Origin of the sequence: Bradyrhizobium sp. 1200_D9_N1_1 (assembly GCF_052075915.1) — a bacterium.
In the GTDB taxonomy this organism is placed as follows: Bacteria; Pseudomonadota; Alphaproteobacteria; order Rhizobiales; family Xanthobacteraceae; genus Bradyrhizobium; species Bradyrhizobium diazoefficiens.
This window is the reverse complement of sequence record NZ_CP197226.1, coordinates 8,560,218-8,581,985: the sequence shown is the minus strand read 5'-3', so window position 1 is coordinate 8,581,985 and position 21,768 is coordinate 8,560,218. Positions and strand designations below refer to the sequence as shown.

Sequence of the window (21,768 nt, the reverse complement as noted above, 5' to 3'; positions counted from 1 at the left end):
CCTCCTGACTGCAGCAAGCATGCGTTTTCAAAATCTCATTCAATGGTCCGGTGCCGTACTGCTCTGCGCGCTCCCGCTCGGCGTGACCCTGGCCGCGACCGGTGGCGAGCCGGCCGCCGTCACGCAGGTCGACATCGCGCCGTGCCTTGCGGCTGCCGCTGGCGACGACATGGACAAGGCCAAATCCGCCTGCGCTGACGTGATCGACAATGAGAAGACGGCGAAGGGGGACCTGATCAAGGCGCTCGTCGCGCGCGGCGCGCTTTACGCGCGGCACGATCAGGTCGACCGCGCGATCGCCGACGACAGCCGTGCTCTCTCGCTCGATCCCACCCTCGCGGATGTCTTCAATGCGCGGGGCGAGCTCTGGTTGAAGAAAGGCGACAAGCCCAAGGCGGTGCAGGATTTCGGCGCCGCGTTGAAGCTCGATCCGAACCACGAGAAGGCCAAGGCCAATCACAAGGCGATGGCGCGCGAGCTCGAGCGGATCGGCGCGCAGATGGCGGTCGCGGGCAAGCCCAGCTTCAATTGTGCCCGCGCGGCCCGCGCCGTGGAGAAGGCGATCTGCGGAAATCGCGAGCTCGCCGATCTCGACCGCGAGATCTACGGATCGCATTTGCGCGTCATCCGCGAAGCCCAGAGCCCGGCGGAGGCGCGCAAGATCCAGCGCGAACAGGACGATTTCATCGCGCGCAGGAATAGCGGGTTTGGCCGACCGGGGTATGATCTGAAGAAGGCGATGCAGGACAGGCTGCAACAGATCAACGGGGTGGACGGGTATTGAGTTCTTCGCCTCTCCCCGCGTGCGGGGAGAGGCCGGAATTTGCGGAGCAAATTCCGGGTGAGGGGGACTTTCCGCGAGTCTCACTGCTGCCGTCCCCGCTGAGGCTCCCCCTCTCCCCGCAAGCGGGGCGAGGGAGTGCAGGTGCCGGTGCGTCGCTTGCTGGGCGCGCTTGAACCCATCGCCAATCCACCGCGACAATGGTGAAAACCTGACGTCACGGAGCCTTCCTCATGTGCGGCACGCGCTCTTCCGCGCAAACATCCAAAACCTCGCTGTGCGCCCTCCTGCTCAGCGCCGCCATGAGCCTTGTCCTCGCCGCGCCTGCCTCGGCCGCCGCCGATTGTATCGCCGGCAGCAAGGCTGCTCCCGCCGAGCTGATCACGTCGTGCAGCGCCATCATCGACCAGGCGGCCAATTCGAGCTCCGATCGCGCCGCGGCGCTGCTGGTCCGTGCTGACGCCAATGCGCGCACCTCGGGTGGTCTCACCCAGGCCCTGCGGGACATCGATCGCGCGATCGCACTCGACGGCAAGAACGCAAAAGCCTGGCGCCTGCGCGGCGATCTCCTGCGCGAGGCCGGCGGCGATCTCAACCGCGCCGCGGCGGACCTCAGCAAGGCGATCGAGCTCGATCCGCAGGATGCGGAGTCCTACGAGCTGCGCGGCGTCGTCTACACCAGTCAGCGCCGGCTCGACCGCGCGCTGGCCGATTACGACCAGGCGATCAAGCTGAAGCCGGGTGACGCGCAGGCCTGGTCCGACCGCGGCGTGACCTATTATCTCGGCGGCGACAACGAAAAGGCGATCCGCGATCTCAGCGAGGCGCTGCGGCTCGATCCGAACCGGCCGCGCACCTACACCAATCGCGGCGCGGCCTACAAGAAGCTCGGCCAGCTCGACAAGTCCGTCGCCGACGCCGCCGAGGCCATCAGGCTCGATCCGAAGGTGCCGGAATATTACGACAATCGCGGCCTGTCGCTGGCCGCGATGGGCGATTACGACAAGGCGATCGCCGACTACGACCAGGCACTGCGGCTGGCACCGAAGCCGAACTTCTTCACCAACCGCGGCGATTCCTACCAGTTCAAGGGCGAGTTCGGGGCGGCGCTGAGCGACTACGAGTCCGCGCTGAAGCTCGATCCGAATTTCGCGCAGACCTACAACAATCGCGCCGTGCTCTACAAGAAGATGGGCGAGCGCAGGAAGGCGCTGGCTGATTACGAGACCGCGCTGAAGCTCGACCCCGGCAACGACAACGCGGCCAACGGCCGCCGCACCATGATCGCGGAGATCGCGAAATTCGGCGATGAGCCGCGGCGTCCGCTCGCGGCGAATTCCGGCAACGGCCCCTCGTTCGATTGCGCGACCGCGAAGCGCGAGGTCGAGAAGGTGATCTGCGCCGATCCGGAGCTGGGCGTGCTCGACCGCCAGATCGCCGAGACCTACGAGCGCGTGCTGAAATCCGCGAACAGGCGCTCGGCCGGCGACCTACGCCGTACCCAGCGCGATTTCCTCGCCACCCGCAACTCAAGCTTTGGCCGGCCCGGCTATGATCTGAGGAAGGTCATGCAGGAGCGGTTGCAGCGGCTGAACGCGATGGAGGGGTAGGCGGGATTCTTCGCCTCTCCCCGCGTGCGGGGAGAGGCCGGAATTTGCGACAGCAAATTCCGGGTGAGGGGGACTCTCCGCGAGTCCAGCTCTCACCGTCCCCGGGGAGACTCCCCCTCACCCCGACCCTCTCCCCGCAAGCGGGGAGAGGGGGAAGGACATCATCCTTTTCAGCTTGAACCGCGGCCCGATCCCGGGAAAATACCTCTCAAACAAGGCCGGCGATTGATCCTGGTCATGGCGGGACGGCTGTCCTGTCGTCAGGTCAAGGCTAGGCAAATAAGGGAAACGGGAGCGCGGGACATGAACATCCAGGGCAAGAGCAGCTATCACGAGGTCCATGCACGCTCGCTGGCTGATCCCCAGGGCTTCTGGGCCGAGGCGGCCAGGGAAATCGACTGGATCGAGCCGCCCAAGACGATCTTCGACGCGTCGCAAGGAACCTACGGCCGCTGGTTCACCGGCGGCGTGGTCAACACCTGCTATAACGCGCTCGACCGCCATGTCGAACGCGGCCGCGCCGACCAGGTCGCGCTGATCCATGATTCGCCGCTGACGAACTCGATCACCAAGCTCACCTATGCCGAGCTGCTGAACGAGGTGCAGGCGCTCGGCGCCGTCATGCAGGATTTCGGCGTCGCCAAGGGCGATCGCGTCATCCTTTACATGCCGATGGTGCCGGAGGCGGTGGTCGCGATGCTCGCCTGCGCGCGCATCGGCGCGGTGCATTCGGTCGTGTTCGGCGGCTTTGCCGCGAAGGAGCTTGCCACCCGCATCGACGATGCACAGCCGAAGCTGATCCTGTCGGCGAGCTGCGGCATCGAGCCCGGCCGCATCGTGCAGTACAAGCCGCTGCTCGACGAGGCGATCAGGCTTGCCGGCAGCAAGCCGAAGGCCTGCATCGTGCTGCAACGTCCGCAGCTCACCTGTGACCTGGCGCCGGGCCGCGATTACGATTGGGCGAGCCTGCGCCGCAAGGCGATGAACGACGGCAAGAAGGCGCCTTGCGTGCCGGTCGCCGCCACCGATCCGCTCTACATCCTCTACACCTCGGGCACCACGGGCATTCCCAAGGGCGTGGTGCGCGACAATGGCGGCCATCTGGTCGCGGTGAAATGGTCGATGTTCAACCTCTATGGCGTCAAGCCGGGCGAGGTCTGGTGGTGCGGCTCCGACATCGGCTGGGTGGTTGGCCACAGCTACATCGTCTACGGCCCGCTGCTGCACGGCGCGACCTCGATCATGTATGAGGGCAAGCCGGTCGGCACGCCCGATGCCGGCGCATTCTGGCGCGTCATCTCCGAGCACAAGGCGGTGGCGCTGTTCACCGCGCCGACCGCGTTCCGCGCGATTCGGAAAGAGGATCCGGAAGGAAAGTTCATCCGGCAATACGACCTGTCGACATTCCGCACGCTGTTCCTCGCCGGCGAGCGCGCCGATCCGCCCACGGTGGAATGGGCGGAGCAGCAGCTGAAGGTGCCTGTGATCGACCATTGGTGGCAGACCGAGACCGGTTGGTGCATCGCCGGTAATCCGGTCGGCCTCGGCATGCTGCCGGTGAAGCACGGCTCGCCGACGGTGCCGATGCCGGGCTACCAGGTCGACGTGGTCGATGAAGCGGCCAAGCCTGTCGGTCCCAACACCATGGGCTCGATCGTCATCAAGCTGCCGATGCCGCCGGGCTGCCTGCCGACGCTGTGGAAGCAGGACGAGCGCTTCAAGGAGGCTTACCTCAGCGAATTCCCCGGCTATTACAAGACCTCGGACGCCGGCTACAAGGATGAGGACGGCTATGTCTGGGTGATGGGCCGTACCGACGACATCATCAACGTCGCCGGACATCGCCTGTCCACCGGCGGCATGGAGGAGATCCTGGCCTCGCATCCCGATGTCGCCGAATGCGCCGTGCTCGGCGTCAAGGACGCGATCAAGGGCGAGGTGCCCTGCGGCTTCCTGGTGCTCAAGGCCGGCGTGCAGCGCGCACCCGCCGAGATCGAGAAGGAAATCATTGCGCTGGTGCGCGACAAGCTCGGGCCCGTCGCCGCCTTCAAGCTCGCCATCACCGTCGGCCGCCTGCCCAAGACGCGCTCCGGCAAGATTTTGCGCGGCACCATCAAGAAGATTGCCGACGGCGAATCCTGGACCATGCCCGCGACGATCGAGGACCCCAAGGTGCTGGACGAGATCGGGGCGGCACTGAAGGGGCGGGTGTGAGGTTTCGAACCATCGTTCCGGGGCGATGCGAAGCATCGAACTATGGTGCGCGATTGCGCACCTGGGAATCTCGAGATTCCGGGTTCGGTCCTGCGGACCGCCCCGGAATGACGGTGTTGCCGACTTACAATCTCCTCATTCCGGGCTAAACAGGGCCCGCCAACAGGGGACCTCGTATGCCACTCGCCACCGCGCCGCGCCTGCTTGCAGCCTTAGCTCTCGCCGTTGCGCTCTCCGCCTGCTCGGCGCGCTACCAGACGCCCGTGGCTGTAGGCGGCGACGATGACGACGCGGTGTGCCAGAGCCGCGGTTATGCGGCGGGCTCGCCGGAATATGTGGCCTGCCGCAAGGACCGTGACGTCCAGCGCAGCGCCGCCACCGCCCGCGCCGACCGCCGCCAGCGCGATCTCGGCGAGTACATGCTGAACCATCCCGAGCGGCCGTGATATCGGGCGCGGTATAATCCTGCCTGGCCACTTGCTCGCATTCGCGTTCCTCGTGACACATCTGCAACGCCGCGGCACAAATCGTGCCGCGTTTCGCCGGATTTGATCGGCGTCAAATCCTTCACCATCCCCTTTCTGCTCTGACGCTGGTGTCGCGCAACGATGCGCGAGAGACGGCTGAAGGGGATTGAAATGCAGAGAACGACAAGACACTTGGCGCGGATCGCGATGGTCGGTGCGATGCTCGCGGGGACTTTTGCCTCGGCGCAGGCCGCGGACCTGCCGGTCTACAAGAAGGCGCCGCCGCCCGTGGAGGCGTTCAATCCCTGGATGGTGCGCCTGCGCGTGCTCGGTGTGTTGCCCGATGCCGGCGGCTCGACCGTCAACGTCGCGGGCGTGCCGTCGCTGTCGTCGCCGAATTCCGGCCTCTCGATCAGCGACCAGGTCGTGCCCGAGCTCGACATCAGCTATTTCTTCACCAGGAACATCGCGGCTGAGCTGATCCTCGGTGTGACCAGGCATTCGATCAGCGGCACCGGCTCGCTCGCGAATTTGCCGATCGGCAAGACCACGCTGCTGCCGCCGACGCTGACGCTGCAATATCACTTCGACAATTTCGGCGCGTTCAAGCCGTATATCGGTGCGGGCGTGAACTACACCGTGTTCTTCAACAATTCCGCCGCCAATGCGCCGGCCGCCATCGTCGGCCCGCCCGCGATCGTCGCCACCACCACGAGCCTGCACGTCAGCAATGCGTGGGGCGGCGCCGTGCAGTTCGGCTTCGACTACATGCTCGACCGGCATTGGGGTCTCAACGTCGACGTCAAGAAGCTCTGGCTGCGGCCGGACTACAGCGCGACCGTCAGCGGCCTGCCTGTCACCGGCAACGCGCATATCGACCCGTGGCTGGTCGGCGGCGGCGTCACCTACAAGTTCTGATGACGTCTTCGCGGCGCCGGGCGGGGGGCCCGGCGCCGCGTCGATCTGCTCGACCAATCCTGTATCCTGTCAGTCCGAATGCACGGTGCGGGGATGCCGATCGTGCAGGAGCTTCGCGAGCGGGTCGCGATCCTCGGGGTGCCCTTGTACGGCGATCTCGAACAGCGATTCCTGAATGTCCCGGGGCATCTCACCCCAGACCGACAGCGCCGCGTGACCAAGCATCAAGGCAAAGCGTTCTTCGTTGACTTGCATCTCTGATCCTCCGCGCGGGAACAATGCGACATCATACGCATCGTTCCAGATTGCGGCCACGTGCGCCTCGCCGGCTTGCTGCCGAGATCATGCAGTCTCGCCCTGGCCTCCGCGAATCTGCCAGGCAGGCATCGACACACGCCCGCGCGCCCAAATAAAAACGCGGCGGGGGGCCGCCGCGTTCAAATCCAGCTTGACGGTAAATCGGAGGAGGGGGAATTACTCCTCCTCGTCCTGCTTCTTGCCGCCGAGGGTCTTCAGCTTGGCGAACACGGCGTCCACGTTGAGGTCGTCGCTCGATCGCTCGGCCGGCTCGAACTCGTCCTTCTTGGTGGTCTCCGAGGCCGGCAGCAGGGTCGCGCCGCCATAGGCCGCGTCGATCGGCTTTTCCTTGGCCGCGCGGGCCACCTCGAAATCGAGCTCGATCTGCGAGCAGAGGCCGAGGGTGACCGGATCGATCGGGGTCAGCGAGGACGTGTTCCAGTGGGTGCGGTCGCGCACGCTGGCGATCGTGCTCTTGGTGGTGCCGACCAGGCGCATGATCTGGGCGTCCTTGAGCTCCGCATGGTTGCGCAGCAGCCAGAGGATTGCGCTCGGGCGCTCGTGGCGGCGCGAGACCGGGGTGTAGCGCGGGCCCTTGCGCTTGGGCTGCGGCGGCAGCACGACCTTGCTCTCCTGGAGGCGGAGGCGGTAATCCGGGTTCTTCTCACCCTTCTCGATCTCCTCGCGGGTGAGCTGGCCGTTGGAGAGGGGATCCATGCCCTTGATGCCCTGGGCGGCGTCGCCGTCGGCGATCGCGCGCACCTCGAGGGGATGCATCTTGGTGAAATCGGCGACCTGGTCGAAGGTCAGCGCGGTGTTGTCGAGCAGCCAGACGGCGGTCGCCTTGGGCATCAGAGGTGCGTTGCTCATGGCAAATCTCCTTTGTGCTTCGCCCACCCCTTTGGAGGCGAAGCCGGTGGTCATCAGCGATGACTGGGAATTCGCGCTATATAAGCCCGGAGGGGCTAGCCACGCAATGGTTCTGCTATAGATAGTGCCTTGACAGCGCCCGAAAGGGGGCCCAATTCCCTCTGAAGTCGCTGTAAGCCCGTACCCTAAGCCCTATTCATCCATCGACCGCTTCCCGCCCCATTCGGCGAGGTGATTCGGTCCCGAGATCGCTCAATGTCAGCCAAACCAGACCTGAAGATCGTGCTTTGTTCTCCCCGCGGCTTCTGCGCCGGGGTGGTCCGGGCGATCGACACCGTGGAACGGGCGCTCGATAAATACGGCGCCCCCGTCTATGTTCGCCATGAGATTGTGCACAATAAATACGTCGTCGATGGGTTGAAGAAGAAGGGCGCCATCTTCGTCGAGGAGCTGGCCGAAATCCCGGAAAGTACCACCGCGCCGGTCGTATTCTCGGCCCATGGCGTGCCGAAATCGGTTCCCGCCGACGCCCAGTCCCGCAATTTGTTCTCGCTGGACGCGACCTGCCCGCTGGTGACCAAGGTCCACCGCGAGGCGGCGATCCACTTCAAGCGCGGCCGCGAGATCTTCCTGATCGGCCATTCCCATCACCCCGAGGTGGTCGGCACGCTCGGCCAGCTCCCCGTCGGCGCCGTCACCCTGATCGAGACCGCCGAGGACGCCAAGACCATCACCCCGAAGGACCCCAACAACCTCGCCTTCGTGACCCAGACCACACTGTCGATCGACGACACCGCGGAGATCGTCGCGCTGCTCAAGGAGCGTTTCCCGAACATCAACGGGCCGCACAAGGAAGACATCTGCTACGCCACCACCAACCGCCAGCTCGCGGTGAAGAAGGTGGCGCCGGTGGTGGACGCCCTGATCGTGGTCGGTGCGCCGAATTCGTCGAACTCGCAGCGCCTGCGCGAGGTCGCCGAGCGTGAAGGCTGCCCGATCGCGGTGCTGGCGCAGCGCGCCGCCGACCTCGACTGGAAGCGGTTCGAAAACATCACCAGCCTCGGCATCACCGCGGGCGCCTCGGCGCCGGAAGTGATCGTCGAGGAGATCATGGACGCGTTCGCCGAGCGCTTCACGCTGCATGTGGAGACGGTCTCGGCCGCGGAAGAGAACGAGTTCTTCCCGCTGCCGCGCCAGGTGCGCCCCGAAGCTGCCGCCGAGTAGACCTCTATGGCGGTCTACACCGACGTCGCCGCCGACGAGCTTGCGGATTTCCTGAGCCAATACGATCTCGGCGAATTGCTCTCCTACAAGGGCATCGCCGAGGGCGTCGAGAACTCCAACTTCCTGCTGCACACCACCAAGGGATCGTTCATCCTCACGCTCTACGAGAAGCGCGTGGCGAAGAACGATCTGCCGTTCTTCCTCGCGCTGATGACGCATCTCGCCGAGCACGGCGTCAATTGTCCGCTGCCGGTGAAAGGAAGAGACGGCGAGGCGCTGCGCGAGCTGTCGGGCCGCCCCGCCGCGATCATCACCTTTCTCGAAGGCGTCTGGCCGCGCAAGCCGAACGCGGCCCATTGCGCCGGCGTCGGCGAGGGCCTGGCCAGGATGCATCTGGCCGGCGCCAATTTCGCGATCAGGCGCGCGAACGCGCTCTCGGTCGCGGGCTGGCGACCGTTGTTCGATGCGGCCGCAAGCCGCGCCGACGAGGTGCAGCCGGGCCTGCGCGCGTTTCTCGCAGCCGAGCTCGACTATCTCGCGAGCGGGGTCTGGCCGACCAATCTGCCCGAGGGCGTGATCCACGCCGACCTCTTCAACGACAACGTCTTCTTCCTCGGCGACAAGCTCTCGGGGATCATCGACTTCACCTTCGCCTGCAATGACATGCTGGCCTACGATGTCGCGATCTGCCTCAACGCGTGGTGCTTCGAGCCGGATCACTCCTTCAACGTCACCAAGGCGCGCGCTTTCCTCAACGCCTATGGCCGCGTGCGCAAGCTCTCGGAGGCGGAAGAGGCCGCGCTGCCGCTGCTGGCGCGTGGCGCGGCGATCCGTTTCCTGCTGACGCGGCTGGTCGACTGGCTCAACGTGCCGCCCGGTGCGCTGGTGAGGCCGAAGGATCCGCTGGAATATGTCCGCAAGCTGCGCTTCCACCAGAGCGTTTCGAGCGTGCGCGACTACGGGCTGATGCCGTCAGGACTGGTCGCGTGAGCGAGCTTCCCGTCGTCACGATCTATACCGACGGCGCGTGCTCGGGAAATCCCGGGCCCGGCGGCTGGGGCGCGATCCTGAAGTTCGGCGACAAGGAGAAGGAGCTGAACGGCGGCGAGCGTCACACCACCAACAACCAGATGGAGCTGATGGCGGCGATCTCGGCGCTCGAAGCGCTGAAGAAGCCGTGCACCGTCGATCTCTACACCGACAGCCAGTATGTCCGGCAGGGGATCACGGGCTGGATCCACGGCTGGAAGCGCAACGGCTGGCGCACCGCCGACAAGAAGCCGGTCAAGAATGTCGAGCTTTGGCAGCGCCTCGACGCCGCGCTGAAGGCGCATCAGGTCCGCTGGCACTGGGTGAAGGGTCACGCCGGCCACCCCGAGAACGAGCGCGCGGATCAGCTGGCGCGGGACGGGATCGTGAAGGCGAGGTTGCAGCAGAGGGTGGCGGAGTAGCAGTTTGTTCCGTCATTCCGGGGCGGTGCAAAGCACCGAACTCAGGTGCGCAATTGCGCACCCGAGAATCTCGAGATTCCGGGTTCGCCTCTGCGAGGCGCCCCGGAATGACATCTATCTCAGAGCTGCCCGAGCAGCGTATCGCCGCCTGACACCTCGACCTTGCCGGGCATCGCCTCGAGGTTCAGCTTCTTCACCACGCCGTCCTCGACCAGCATCGAATAGCGCTTGGAGCGGATGCCGAGGCCGTTGGCGGAGGCGTCGAGCTCCATGCCGATCGCCTTGGTGAAGTCGGCATTGCCGTCGGCGAGGAATACGGCCTCGTCGCGCTGGTCGGTGTCGCGCTTCCAGGCGTTCATGACGAAGGCGTCGTTGACGGAGATGATGGCGATGGTGTCGACGCCCTTGTCCTTGATGGCGTAGGCGTTGAGGAAGATGCTCGGCAGATGCATCTTGTGGCAGGTGCCGGTGTAGGCGCCGGGCACCGCGAACAGCGCCACCTTCTTGCCCTTGAAGATGTCGTCGGTGGTCTTCACCTGCGGGCCTTCCGCCGTCATCACGCGGAATTTCGCCTCGGGCAGCTTGTCGCCAGTCTGGATCGCCATCGTCAGTCTCCCTGAAAATCGATCCCGCTTTTTAGACTGTGCGGCGGGCCTGCACAATATTGCCGGCAGGGAAAGCGGCGAAGGTTGCGGCCCTTCACCTTGATGTCATCAGCCGGAAAAGCCGCCATTGTCGAGGAAGGCCTGTTCTTCCTCGGTGGTCGGGCGTCCGAGGACGCGGTTGCGGTGGGGGAAGCGGCCGAACCGGCGGATAATGTCGGCGTGCTCCCGCGCGTATTTCAGGTTCTCGGCATTGTCGGCGTCCTGAAACAGCGCAATGCAGTGCAGCTGGTCGGGCAGGTGCTCGGAATGCATGAAGGGCATGTAGAGGAATTCGAGCAGGGCAGGATCGATCCGGCGATCCGCGCCCCGATCGATGGCGCGGCGGGCAATTTCGCGCGCCAGCGCATCGCTGGAGAAGGTCCTGGGATCGCCGCGAAACATGTTGCGGGGGAACTGATCGAGCACGATGACGAGCGCGAGTGCGCCGTCGTCGCTTGCCTCCCATGACGCGAGCTCGCCGGCGGCCGCCTGCTGCCAGAGGGCGAGAAAGCGGCGCCTGACCTCCGCGTCGAAAGCCTCGCTGCGCTTGTACCAGCGTTCGCGGCCGGCCTCGCGCCAGAAGGCGAGAATGCCGGCCGGCTTGATGTCGCCGACCTCAGTCATGACTCAAAGGCAGCCTTACGCCGCCTCCGCCTTCTTCTCGTCGCGGAGCTGCCGGCGCAGGATCTTGCCGACGTTGGTCTTCGGCAGGTCGGTGCGGAATTCGATGTGCTTGGGCACCTTGTAGCCGGTGAGCTGCTCGTGACAGAACTTGATCACGGCTTCGGCGGTGAGGTTTTGGTCCTTCTTCACCACGAAGGCCTTCACCGCTTCGCCCGATTTGGAATCGGGGATGCCGATCACGGCGCATTCGAGCACGCCCGGATGGCTCGCGATCACTTCCTCGATCTCGTTCGGATAGACGTTGAAGCCGGAGACCAGGATCATGTCCTTCTTGCGGTCCACGATCTTGGTGTAGCCCTTCTCGTCCATCACGCCGATGTCGCCGGTGCGGAAATAGCCGTCCGCGGTCATCACCTTGGCGGTCTCTTCCGGCCTGTTCCAGTAACCCGACATCACCTGCGGGCCCTTGGCGCAGATCTCGCCCGCCTGGCCGAGCGGCACTTCATTGCCGTCGTCGTCGCGGATGGAAATATAGGTCGAGGGCACGGGGATGCCGATCGAGCCGGAGAAATCGTTCGTGGTTGCCGGATTGCAGGTCAGCGTCGGTGAGGTCTCCGACAGACCATAGCCTTCGGCGATGAAGCAGCCGGTCACCGCCTTCCACTGCTCGGCGACGGGGCGCTGCACGGCCATGCCGCCGCCATTGGAGATCTTCAGCTTGGAGAAGTCGAGCTTCTTGAAGTCCGGATGGTGCATCAGGCCGTTGTACAGTGTGTTGACGGCCGGGAAGCTGTTGACCTGGTACTTCGCCAGCTCCTTGACGAAGCCCGCGATGTCGCGCGGGTTGGGGATCAGGAGATTGCAGCCGCCGGCGCGCACCGCGAGCAGGTAGCAGGCCGTCAGCGCGAAGATGTGATAGAGCGGCAGCGCGCAGACGATCATCAACTGGTCGACATGCGGAGGCGCGGCGAGCGCCGGCTGGAGCCAGGCATCGTTCTGCAAGACGTTGGCGACGATGTTGCGGTGGAGCAGGGTCGCGCCCTTGGAGACGCCGGTGGTGCCGCCGGTATATTGCAGGAAGGCGACGTCGCCCGGCGACAGTTTCGGCTTGTTGAATGTCAAGCCGCGGCCGGCCGACAGCGCGTCGTTGAAGGACACCGCGCCCGGCAGCGACCAGGCCGGTACCATTTTCTTGACGCGGCGGACGACGAGGTTGACGATCACGCCCTTGAAGCCGAGCAGGTCGCCCATGCTGGCGACGATGACGTGCTTTACCGATGTCTTAGTGATCACCTGCTCGACGGTGTGGGCAAAGTTCTCCAGCACGATGATGGCTTCGGCGCCGGAATCCTTGAGCTGATGCTCGAGCTCGCGCGGCGTGTAGAGCGGATTGACGTTGACCACCGCAAAGCCGGCCCGCAGCACCGCGGCGGTGGCGATCGGGTATTGCAGCACGTTCGGCATCATGATGGCGACGCGAGCGCCGCGCTGGAGTCCGCGGCCTTGCAGATAGGCGGCCAGCGCAACCGACATCTGGTCGAGGTCGCGGTAGCTGATCGACTTGTCCATGCAGATGAACGCCTTGCGGTCGGCGAACTTGGCGAAGCTCTCCTCCAGAAGGTCGACCAGCGATGCGTATTGCGTCGGCTCGATATCGGCGGGCACGCCGGGCGGATATTGCTTAAGCCAGATGCGCTCCATGGAAACTCCCCTCTCCTACATCAGAGCCCGTTGTATCTCGGGCTTGCCTCATTACCGCCAGTATCGAGCCTGCCGGAACGGGTGGCAAGCCGTCGAGGCTTAGGGCAAAGGCCGGAGAGTGGCTACTGGAATCGTCGCAAAACCGCGCTGCCGCAGGTGCGAAGCGCCGGCTTCGGTTTAATTCGCAGGGGCGTTAACTGTTGTTGGCCGGCTTGGCGGGAGGCTTGGTCGCGGCCTTGGGCTTGGCGGGTTTTGCCGGCTGATCGCTATTTGCGGCGGGTTTCGCCGCATCGGGCTTCGCCGCGGCATGCTTGGTCCCCGCGGGTTTGGCCGCGGTCTTGGTGTCAGCCTTTGCGTCACTCTTCACATCACCCTTGGCGCCTGGCTTCGCTGCTGCCGTCTTGGTGTCCTTCGGCTTATCAGCCGCCTTGTCGGCTGCGTCCGGTTTCTTGGCGACACGCGACTTCTTGCCACGCGCCTTCGGCGTGGCCTGCTGGTCGGCATCGGCTGCGACCGCGGCGATCAGGGCAGTGCCGGTGCGGGTCGGGCCGGTATAGACCAGCACGGGCTCGGCTGCCGCCGGCGCCGAGGCCATCAGCTCGGAGGCCTTCATCAGGGGCGGCTGAAGCCCGGCGGTGAAGAAGGTCACCTGGGCTTCGCCGCCGGTGGCGGAGGCCGATCCGGTCGTGCCGCCATTGGCCGCGATCAGGGCATCGTCGTCGTCGCTCGCCGGCCGCTTGCGATGGCCGCCGCACATGTCGTCGCGCAGGTTCGGCGGCGAGGCGTCGACCGGCACGAGGTTTTCGACGGTGCCGAGCGAGGGACGCAGCCACGACAGATTGTCCTGGCTGAAGCCGCGCTCCAGGAGCTGCGCCGCCTTCACCGCGCGCGCCGTTCCGGAATTGGCGCCGAGCACAACGGCGATCAGCCGGCGGCCGTTGCGTGTGGCCGAGGCGACGAGGTTGTAACCGGAAGCGCAGATGAAGCCGGTCTTGAAACCATCGGCGCCGGGATAGCGGCCGATCAGCTTGTTGAAATTCCCGGTGACGCGCTTGCCGAAACGGATCGCCGGAATGTGCACGAAGTATTCGTATTCCGGCAGGTCGCGCAGGAACGAGCGTGCGAGAATGCCGAGATCCCGCGCGGACGTGATCTGACCATCGGCGGGCAGGCCGTTCGGATTGACGTAGCTCGTCTGCGTCATGCCGAGCTTCTTGGCGGTATCGTTCATCATGACGGAGAAGCCGTCGATCGATCCGCCGACGCCTTCGGCGAGCACCACGGCCATGTCGTTCGCCGACTTGACCATCATCATCTTCAGCGCGTTGTCGACGGTGAGCTGTGTTCCGGGGCGGAACCCCATTTTCGACGGCGACTGCGAGGCCGCGGTCGGCGACACCGTGAGCAGCGTGTCGAGCGTGAGCCTGCCGTCCTTCACCGCCTTCAACGTGACGTAGGCGGTCATGATCTTGGTGACGGATGCCGGATACCAGGGAATGGTCGCGTTATCCGCCTGCAACACCTTGCCGCTGTCGGCTTCGATCAGCAGCAGCGCTTCGGCGCTCGCCGCGCGCGGCGCGAGCAGCGCGGCGCATGCGAGGGCCGCGGCGAACAGGTTGAAGAGGGATTTGCGAAGCAGCGGGCGAAAGGCGTGCACTATCCGATTCCGGTCCTTGGAGATCCGCCGGTTCCGGACGGTTCTCGTGATCTGAGTTTCGGGTTTTGAATTCCGGCGCCGCCGCTTGCGGCGTCGCAAACCTATACCGGCTCCTGCGTCGAGAATAGGGGTTTCGGCGCGGTATTCCGCAATGAAATAGGCCGAATTTCGGCGGTCCTGCGGGGACTTGCTAGGGGGATTTGGCTGCAGTCGCGATAGTCTCGGCCGCCGTCACGCTGGCCCGTGTATTGGCTCGTGACTGTTCCTGCACCATGAACTGGGCCCTGGCGAGCTCGGCAAAATGGCCGCCTTTGGCCACGAGTTCATCGAAAGTTCCGCTTTCGGTCACGCGCCCGTTCTCGAATACCAGGATCCGCGTGGCGTTGCGGATGGTGGCGAGGCGGTGGGCGATCACGAAGGTGGTGCGGCCCCTCATCACTTCGTCGAGAGCGGCGTTCACCTTGACCTCGGTAACGGCGTCGAGCGCACTGGTCGCCTCGTCCAGGATCAGGATCGGCGGGTCCTTCAGCAGCGCACGCGCGATCGACAGCCGCTGCCGTTCGCCGCCGGAGAGCATGCGGCCGCGCTCGCCGGCATTGGTCTCGAACCCGCCGCTGCGCTCGATGAATTCGAGCGCCTGTGCGCGCTCGGCCGCCTTGCGCATCTCGGCTTCGGTCGCATCCGGCTTGCCGACGCGCAAATTCTCCGCGATCGAGCGGTTGAACAAGAGCGCTTCCTGGAACACGACGCCGATGTTTCGCCGCAGCGAGGTCAGCGTGACGCCGCGCACGTCCATGCCGTCGATCCTGATGAAGCCGGATTGCGGATCGAAGGCGCGATGCAACAGCGCAATCGCGGTGGACTTGCCGGCGCCGGTCGGGCCGACCAGCGCGACGGTCTGCCCGGGCAGCGCGGTGAAGGAGAGGTCCTCGACCGCCGGCCGCTTGCCGTCATAGGAGAAGGTGACGTCGTTGAACTCGACGAGGCCGGACAGGCGTCCGGCATCGATCGCGTCGGGACGGTCGTGGACCGCCGGCACGGCATCGAGCACGTTGAAGAATTCGCGCAGGCGCGGCGCTTCCATGAACACGTTGTTGATGAAGCTCACGACCTGCTCGAGCTTCTGGATCAGCAGCGTCGCAAAACTCACGAACATCACGATCTCGCCGACCGAGGTCAGCCCCTGGTCGTGCAGGGCGATGCCGAGCGTGAAGATCGCGAGCACAGTGATGGTGGTGGAGGCGCGCGTGATGACGGTGACGAGCGCCCACCAGGACAACACCGGCATCTGGGCTTCGAGCAATTGATTGGCGACCGAGCGCAGCCCCTGCACCTCGGATTCGACGCGCACGAAGCTCTGCACCAGCGCGACGTTGCCGAGCGCGTCGGAGGCCCGCGCGGAGAGCTCGCTGTAGTGCTCCTCGACCGCCATCTGCATGCCGAAGGTCCGGCGCACGACGAAAGTCGTCAGCGCCGTGAAGACGATGCAGAGCACGAACAGCAGGATCGCGAGCCGCCAGTTCAGATAGAGCGACAGCGGCAGCAGCACCACGACCGAGAGGATTGCGGCAAAGTGCTCGCGGAAGAAGCCGAGCCACAGCCGCCACAACGCGTCGGTGCCGTTGAGCATCACCTTCATCAGCCGGCCCGAATGGGTGCCGGAGTGGAAGGTCAGCGGCAGTTGCAGAATGTGCTCGAAATAGTCGGTCAGCACCGCCTGGCGCTGGCGGTGAGACAGCCGGTCGGCTTGCAGCGCAACGAGCGCGCTGCATGCGATGGTGAACAGCCCGAACGCGACCCAGGCAGCCAGGAAGGGCCATGCCGAGCTCGAACCGGCGACCGACTTGCCGGAGAGCACGTCGACGATGCGGCCGAACAGGACGGGCTCGGCGAATTGCGAGGCGGCGAGCAGGAGATTGGCAAACGCCAGCAGCCAGCCCAGCCGCGCCTCCTTGCCGAGCAGCTCGAGAACGCGGGTGTAAAGGCTGAAAATGGACATGCGGACCGGCAACTCGGGCGGATAACGGGGCCCGTATTCTAAGCAGGGATCGCCCGCGAGATACAGCGGAAGCTAGCGGTTTTGCTCAATTGATCAGCCGCCCTGCGACCGGCGGCAGGAACCGGTCGTCGAAGATGTCGCCCGCGGACGGTCGCTTGCGGAATTTGAAGTCCTGGGCGATCTGGTCGATCGAGCGGTCCAGCCGCGCCGGGTCGATGCCGCCGAGGCCGTTGCGCTTGACCTCGTCGGTCAGGATGTTGTCGACGAGCACGGTGCGCAGGCGCTCCAGTTCGAGGTCGCGGTCGCCGTCGTCGATACGGCTCGCGGCCTCGTCCGCCGCACGGGCGGGCTCTTTGACGGTCGCGTTGATACCGGCGATCAAGGCGCGGACAAATCCCCTCACGGCGTCCGGCTTCGCCGCGGCGAAAGCGGGGTTGGCCACCACGGCAAAGCCATAGGCTTCGCAGCCATAGTCGGCGTAGCGCAGCACCACGAGATCGTCGCCGGGCACGCCGCGGTCGCGCAGGTTCACCGCCGAGAGATAGCTGAAGCCGGCGACGGCATCGACTTGCCCCGCGGACAGGATCGGCTCGCGCACCGCCACGCTCATCTTGTGGAATTTGATGCGCGACACGTTGATGCCGTTCTGCTGCGCCAGCGCCGGCCACAGCCGCATCGACAGATCGCTGTCGGCGACGCCGACGGTCTTGCCGTCGAGATCGGGCAACAGGTGGATGCCGCGGCTCCTGCGCGCGACGATCGCGTAGGGCGCGCGGTTGAACAGCACGAACACCGCCTTGAGCGGCGCCGCCTCGTCCTTGTCGCGAAAGCGGATCAGCTCGTTGATGTCGACGAGCGCGAGCTCGCTGTCGCCCTTGGCGACGCGCGCGAGCGTCTCCGGGGACCCGGGCGCGGTGTTGAAGGAGACGTTGAGGCGCTCGGCGCCGAATTTGCCGTCCTTCGCGGCAAGGAAGAACGGCGCCATGCTCGCATCGATCGGGCGGTCGAAGGTGAAGTGGATCGCGACGGAGGGCACGGCGGTCTCGGCCGCGGTGACGTCGCGTGCGGTCAGTGTCGCAAGCGAGATCGAGAGCGCCAGCAGGCAACGAGAAATGATCGTCTTGAATTCTGACATCAGTTGCGCCGGTCCCGCATTGTTGTGGTTTCGTGACGCTCGCAGCGCCGGCCGGCGACGAGCCTGCGCGCGCCAATATGAACGGCGGATGAGCGGTGGTTGCGTCACGATTACGCAACCCCGTTCAGCTTGTGTTGGGGTTCGGGAACCCAACATGGGACGTGGGTGTTTGAAAGACATGAGCCTGTCTGCGCAGGCACCATTCGAGGTCCCAAGGAGGGTCCAGGACATGTTCGACCGATTTTCGAGACTGGCCGGCCGCAAGGCCGTTCTCGCCACCGCTGCGGTGCTGGCGCTGACTGCGGTCGCTCCGACCGCCTCATACGCCGGCGGCCGTCACTGGCGTGGTGGTGGTGGCGCAGCGGCTGCCGCAGCCTTTGCCGGCATCGTCGGCACCGGCCTTGCCATCGCCGCGACCCGCAATGCCTATGCCTACGACAACGGGCCCTATTATGGCGGTTATGGCGGTCCGGCCTATTACAGCGGCCCTGCCTATTACGGCGACGGCCCCTATTACGGTCCGGGCCCGAACTACCAGTATCAGCGCTACGGCGGCACCGCCCCCTCCGAGCTCTGCGGCCAAGGCTATTACACCAACTGCTACTAGCCTTGACGACGAGCCTTGAAGACCAGCCTTGAAGACCAGCCCTGGCGACCAGACCTTGGCTACCAAGGGTTGACCAAAACAGGCCGTCGCACTTGCCGCGCCGGCCTGTTTTTTGCTTTAATTGCCGGGCGTTAACGCGTTCGCCATTGGTTTAGAGTAGTTTTGAGTACCATGAGTGATTCGCTTGAGCGGCTATATCTGGCTGTGCTCGCGGCCAGAGACCTTGATCCGGCAACATCGCGCACCGCCCGGCTGTTTCAGCGTGGCCCCTCCAAAATGGCGAAGAAACTGGCCGAAGAGGCCATTGAGGTCGTCATCGATGCCGTCAATGGCGACACCGATGCCGTGGTCCGGGAAAGCGCCGACCTGCTCTACAATCTCACCGTGCTCTGGGCCTCGGCCGGCGTGCGCCCCGAGGACGTCTGGCGCGAGATGACGCGGCGGGAAGACATGCTCGGCATCGCCGAGAAACTGCCGAAGTCGGCGATGAAGCTGCCCAAAGTTGCGTCACCGCGCGTCGCTGCGAGGCGGCCAATTGTCGCGCTCGAGGGCCGTACGGCGCGCAAGCGCCACTAGAACCGTCATAATTCGCCTCAATCTCGGCATGGACAAATCCGTCCCATGGTGCTTCATCGCGGCGCCATGCTGAAACGTATCTACGACTGGTGCATCGACGCCGCCCACAAGCCCTACGCGCTCTGGATCATGGGAGCCGTGGCTTTCGCCGAAAGCTCCTTCTTTCCGGTTCCGCCGGATGTGATGCTGATCCCGATGTCGCTGGCGCGCCCGCAGCGCGCCTGGGTCTACGCGGCGGTCTGCACCGCGACCTCGGTGCTCGGCGGCCTGCTGGGCTACGCCATCGGTGCGCTGCTGTTCGACTCGGTCGGCCACTGGCTGATCCAGGTCTATGGCCTCGGCGACAAGGTCGATGCCTTCCGCGCCTCCTATGCGGAGTGGGGTGCGGTGATCATCCTGCTCAAGGGGTTGACGCCGATCCCCTACAAGCTCGTCACCATCACCTCGGGCTTTGCCGGCTACAATATCGGCCTGTTCGTCCTGTGCTCGATCGTCGCGCGCGGCGGACGCTTCTTCATCGCCGCGATCCTGCTCAACCGCTATGGCGACTGGATCCGGGTTCGGATCGAGAAGCATCTCGGTCTGTGGGTCGCGCTCGGTGCCGCCGTGCTGGTGCTCGGCTTCGTGGTGGCGGTCAAGCTGATCTAGAGCATGATCCGGACCCGAAGGGCCGCGTCAGCGCAAAGCGTGAAGCGGTTTTGCGGATAGATCATGCTCGACGGATAACGCATCCGCAGCGCTTTGCCGCTGCGCCGGCTTCGGCTACGGTTGCCGTCATGATGGTTCGATCCGGCAATCCGGCCGTGCGGCTTGGGACGCTGACGTCAGCAGTGCTGCTGCTCCTGCTGGGTGCGGGCGGGACCGGATGGCCGCAATCCGCGCCGCCGGCGCTCGGCTTGCAGGAGCAGGGGCCGCAGGCTGCTCCGCCGCCATCGACGCCTGCCCCGCCGGCGGGCGGGGAAAATCCCGGGCTGATCAACGAAATGGGCAAGCTGTTCGACAAGCTGCCCTCGATCCTGCCGCCGATCAAAAGTCCGAGCGAGACCATGAATGACCTGTCGCGGCTGGCCACGCCCTCGACCATGGTCTCGGGGCGCGTGGCCTGTCCGGTCTCGTCGAACGGCGCGCCGGATTGCAAGCAGGCCGCCGACCAGCTCTGCCAGGGCAAGGGCTACAAGCAAGGCAAGAGCCTCAACGCCGACTCCGCCGAGAAATGCTCGGCCAAGGTTCTCATCCCGGGCAGGCAACGCAAACCGGACGACTGCCGTACCGATACTTTCGTGACCAGCGCGCTGTGCCAGAACTGACGTGACGACGCCGCGCGCGAGCAACCAGGAGCGCCCATGAGCCGTACGGAGCAGGATTTCCTCGGACAGCGTGAGATCGCCGACGATATTTACTACGGCGTCCAGACCATCCGCGGGAAGGAGAACTTCCACATCACCGGCATTCCGATGAACCAGGAGCCTTACTTCGTGAAGGCGCTGGGTTACGTGAAGAAGGCCGCGGCGATGGCCAATCGCGATCTCGGCGTGATCGACGCCAGGGTGGCCGATGCGATCATCCTCGGCTGCGACCGCGTGATTGCCGGCGACATGATGGATCAATTCGTCACCGACTTCATCCAGGGCGGCGCCGGCACCTCGACCAACATGAACGCCAACGAGGTGATCGCCAACCTCGCGCTGGAATCGCTGGGCTTCAAGAAGGGCGACTACCAGCACGTCAGCCCGAACGATCATGTGAACTACGGCCAGTCGACCAACGACACCTATCCGACCGCCTTTCGCCTCGCGCTGATCCTGCGGCTCGAGAGCTACATGACGGCGCTGCGCCAGCTCCAGGAGGCGTTCTTCGCCAAGGGCCGTGAGTTCGATCGCGTGCTGAAGATGGGCCGTACGCATCTTCAGGACGCCGTGCCGATGTCGCTCGGCGCCGAATTCCGCGGCTGGGGTACCACCATGGGCGAGGAGGTCGATCGTATCTCCGAGGCACGGGCGCTGCTGCGCGAGATCAATCTCGGCGCGACCGCGATCGGCACCTCCGTCACCGCGGCGCACGGCTATCCCAAGCTCGCCGTCCGGCATCTGAGCGCGCTGACCGGCATCGACTTCATTCTCGCCGGCGACCTCGTCGAAGCGACCTCGGACACCGGTGCCTATGTGCAGCTCTCCGGCGTGCTCAAGCGCACGGCGAGCAAGCTGACAAAAATCTGCAACGACATCCGGTTGCTGGCTTCGGGCCCGCGCGCCGGCTTCAACGAGATCAACCTGCCGCAGCTCCAGCCGGGCTCCTCGATCATGCCGGGGAAGGTCAATCCCGTGATCCCCGAGGTCGTCAACCAGACCAGCTTCCTTGTCATCGGCCTCGACACCACGGTGACGCTTGCCGCGTCCGCCGGCCAGCTCCAACTCAATGTGATGGAACCGGTGATCTCGTTCGCGCTGTTCTTCTCGATCCGCACCATGGAGCGCGCGGTCAACAGCCTGCGCGAGAACTGCGTCGTCGGCATCACCGCCAACGCGGAGCACACCCGCAACATGGTGCTGAACTCGCTCGGTATCGTCACGGTGCTGAAGCCGCTGCTCGGCTACAAGCAATGCGCCGAGATCGCGCGCGAGGGTTACAAGAGCGGCAAGTCGCTGCACCAGATCGTGGTGGTCGAGCGCAAGCTGCTGACGCAGGAGAAGTGGGACGAGATGTTCTCGTTCGAGCGGCTGATCAATCCGGACCTGATTGCGTGATGTCTCATGGTCATTCCGGGGCGCGCGAAGCGCGAACCCGGAATCCATTTAGCCGTCCGCGCTGAGGCCCGATGGATTCCGGGCTCGCGCTGCGCGTCGCCCCGGAATGACGGAAGCGGAATTCCGCGGCTTGGAATTGCGGTAACGGCATCTTCCGCGGCGGCAAAACGCAATACTTGACAGTGGAAAGATTGCCTTGTTGGTATGGCTCCCAACTTCGATTTGACCGCCAATAGAGGATCGTTTCGC

At 65.0% G+C, this 21,768-nt stretch carries 21 protein-coding genes; 13 read left to right on the top strand and 8 right to left on the bottom strand.

Translation table 11 applies throughout. The features are described from left to right. Positions 1-19 precede the first annotated feature (19 nt). The 5 genes from AB5K84_RS40555 to AB5K84_RS40535 all read left to right on the top strand — a co-directional run bounded on the left by AB5K84_RS40555 (position 20) and on the right by AB5K84_RS40535 (position 5,990). On the top strand, positions 20-784 hold the full coding sequence (locus AB5K84_RS40555) for a tetratricopeptide repeat protein (protein ID WP_038965334.1): 765 nt from the start codon (positions 20-22) through the stop codon (positions 782-784). A gap of 230 nt (positions 785-1,014) precedes the next feature. After that, positions 1,015-2,391 carry a tetratricopeptide repeat protein gene (locus tag AB5K84_RS40550; RefSeq protein WP_011084126.1) on the top strand — a complete coding sequence of 459 codons (1,377 nt, stop codon included), beginning with the start codon at positions 1,015-1,017 and terminating at the stop codon, positions 2,389-2,391. A 303-nt stretch (positions 2,392-2,694) separates the two neighbouring features. Beyond that, positions 2,695-4,605: a propionyl-CoA synthetase gene (locus AB5K84_RS40545; protein ID WP_011084127.1), complete on the top strand. Its 1,911-nt coding sequence runs from the start codon at positions 2,695-2,697 to the stop codon at positions 4,603-4,605. A gap of 176 nt (positions 4,606-4,781) precedes the next feature. Beyond that, complete coding sequence (locus AB5K84_RS40540) at positions 4,782-5,051, top strand: hypothetical protein (protein WP_011084128.1); 270 nt, start codon at positions 4,782-4,784, stop codon at positions 5,049-5,051. A 192-nt stretch (positions 5,052-5,243) separates the two neighbouring features. Next, positions 5,244-5,990 (top strand): OmpW/AlkL family protein, encoded by a 747-nt coding sequence (locus AB5K84_RS40535; protein WP_028173596.1) that lies wholly within the window; start codon positions 5,244-5,246, stop codon positions 5,988-5,990. Positions 5,991-6,059: 69 nt separating this feature from the next. On the opposite strand, the gene AB5K84_RS40530 is transcribed toward AB5K84_RS40535, so the two are convergent. Both AB5K84_RS40530 and AB5K84_RS40525 read right to left on the bottom strand, forming a co-directional pair. After that, positions 6,060-6,245: a hypothetical protein gene (locus AB5K84_RS40530; protein WP_027546983.1), complete on the bottom strand. Its 186-nt coding sequence runs from the start codon at positions 6,243-6,245 to the stop codon at positions 6,060-6,062. A gap of 219 nt (positions 6,246-6,464) precedes the next feature. Continuing rightward, a complete protein-coding gene (locus tag AB5K84_RS40525) occupies positions 6,465-7,157 on the bottom strand; it encodes a DUF1013 domain-containing protein (protein ID WP_028173595.1) in 693 nt (230 codons plus the stop codon). A gap of 255 nt (positions 7,158-7,412) precedes the next feature. Between AB5K84_RS40525 and ispH the strand changes: the two genes are divergently transcribed. From ispH to rnhA, 3 genes are read left to right on the top strand one after another with little or no spacing between them, the layout of a single operon-like run. After that, on the top strand, positions 7,413-8,381 hold the full coding sequence (ispH, locus tag AB5K84_RS40520) for a 4-hydroxy-3-methylbut-2-enyl diphosphate reductase (protein WP_011084132.1): 969 nt from the start codon (positions 7,413-7,415) through the stop codon (positions 8,379-8,381). A 6-nt stretch (positions 8,382-8,387) separates the two neighbouring features. Next, on the top strand, positions 8,388-9,371 hold the full coding sequence (locus AB5K84_RS40515) for a homoserine kinase (protein WP_011084133.1): 984 nt from the start codon (positions 8,388-8,390) through the stop codon (positions 9,369-9,371). Beyond that, positions 9,368-9,832 (top strand): ribonuclease HI, encoded by a 465-nt coding sequence (rnhA, locus tag AB5K84_RS40510; protein WP_011084134.1) that lies wholly within the window; start codon positions 9,368-9,370, stop codon positions 9,830-9,832. The genes AB5K84_RS40515 and rnhA overlap by 4 nt, the downstream gene beginning before the upstream one ends. Positions 9,833-9,951: 119 nt before the next feature. Here rnhA and AB5K84_RS40505 read toward each other — a convergent pair whose 3' ends face one another. The 6 genes from AB5K84_RS40505 to AB5K84_RS40480 form a co-directional block, all read right to left on the bottom strand. Continuing rightward, positions 9,952-10,437, bottom strand: a complete 486-nt coding sequence (locus tag AB5K84_RS40505; RefSeq protein ID WP_011084135.1) for a peroxiredoxin — start codon at positions 10,435-10,437, stop codon at positions 9,952-9,954. A gap of 108 nt (positions 10,438-10,545) precedes the next feature. After that, positions 10,546-11,100 (bottom strand): DUF924 family protein, encoded by a 555-nt coding sequence (locus tag AB5K84_RS40500; protein WP_011084136.1) that lies wholly within the window; start codon positions 11,098-11,100, stop codon positions 10,546-10,548. 15 nt (positions 11,101-11,115) lie between these two features. Further along, positions 11,116-12,801 carry a long-chain fatty acid--CoA ligase gene (locus tag AB5K84_RS40495; RefSeq protein WP_011084137.1) on the bottom strand — a complete coding sequence of 562 codons (1,686 nt, stop codon included), beginning with the start codon at positions 12,799-12,801 and terminating at the stop codon, positions 11,116-11,118. Between the two features lie 193 nt (positions 12,802-12,994). Next, the gene (locus AB5K84_RS40490) at positions 12,995-14,458 is read right to left on the bottom strand and encodes a D-alanyl-D-alanine carboxypeptidase family protein (protein ID WP_011084138.1); all 1,464 of its coding nucleotides are present in this window, start codon (positions 14,456-14,458) and stop codon (positions 12,995-12,997) included. Positions 14,459-14,648: 190 nt separating this feature from the next. After that, positions 14,649-16,457, bottom strand: a complete 1,809-nt coding sequence (locus AB5K84_RS40485; RefSeq protein WP_011084139.1) for a glucan ABC transporter ATP-binding protein/ permease — start codon at positions 16,455-16,457, stop codon at positions 14,649-14,651. An 85-nt stretch (positions 16,458-16,542) separates the two neighbouring features. After that, positions 16,543-17,592 (bottom strand): ABC transporter substrate-binding protein, encoded by a 1,050-nt coding sequence (locus AB5K84_RS40480; RefSeq protein ID WP_038965336.1) that lies wholly within the window; start codon positions 17,590-17,592, stop codon positions 16,543-16,545. Between the two features lie 229 nt (positions 17,593-17,821). On the opposite strand from AB5K84_RS40480, the gene AB5K84_RS40475 reads away from it, so the two are divergent. From AB5K84_RS40475 to AB5K84_RS40455, 5 genes are all read left to right on the top strand, one after another. Further along, the gene (locus AB5K84_RS40475; RefSeq protein ID WP_028173590.1) at positions 17,822-18,199 is read left to right on the top strand and encodes a hypothetical protein; all 378 of its coding nucleotides are present in this window, start codon (positions 17,822-17,824) and stop codon (positions 18,197-18,199) included. Positions 18,200-18,370: 171 nt separating this feature from the next. Beyond that, entirely contained in the window at positions 18,371-18,775 is a 405-nt protein-coding gene (gene hisE, locus AB5K84_RS40470) for a phosphoribosyl-ATP diphosphatase (RefSeq protein ID WP_011084141.1), read from the top strand. Between the two features lie 45 nt (positions 18,776-18,820). Beyond that, positions 18,821-19,423, top strand: coding sequence for a YqaA family protein (locus AB5K84_RS40465; protein WP_161533195.1), 603 nt, complete (start codon positions 18,821-18,823; stop codon positions 19,421-19,423). 128 nt (positions 19,424-19,551) lie between these two features. Continuing rightward, a complete protein-coding gene (locus tag AB5K84_RS40460) occupies positions 19,552-20,082 on the top strand; it encodes a hypothetical protein (RefSeq protein ID WP_011084143.1) in 531 nt (176 codons plus the stop codon). A gap of 36 nt (positions 20,083-20,118) precedes the next feature. After that, entirely contained in the window at positions 20,119-21,519 is a 1,401-nt protein-coding gene (locus AB5K84_RS40455; RefSeq protein ID WP_011084144.1) for an aspartate ammonia-lyase, read from the top strand. The last annotated feature ends 249 nt before the right edge of the window (positions 21,520-21,768 follow it).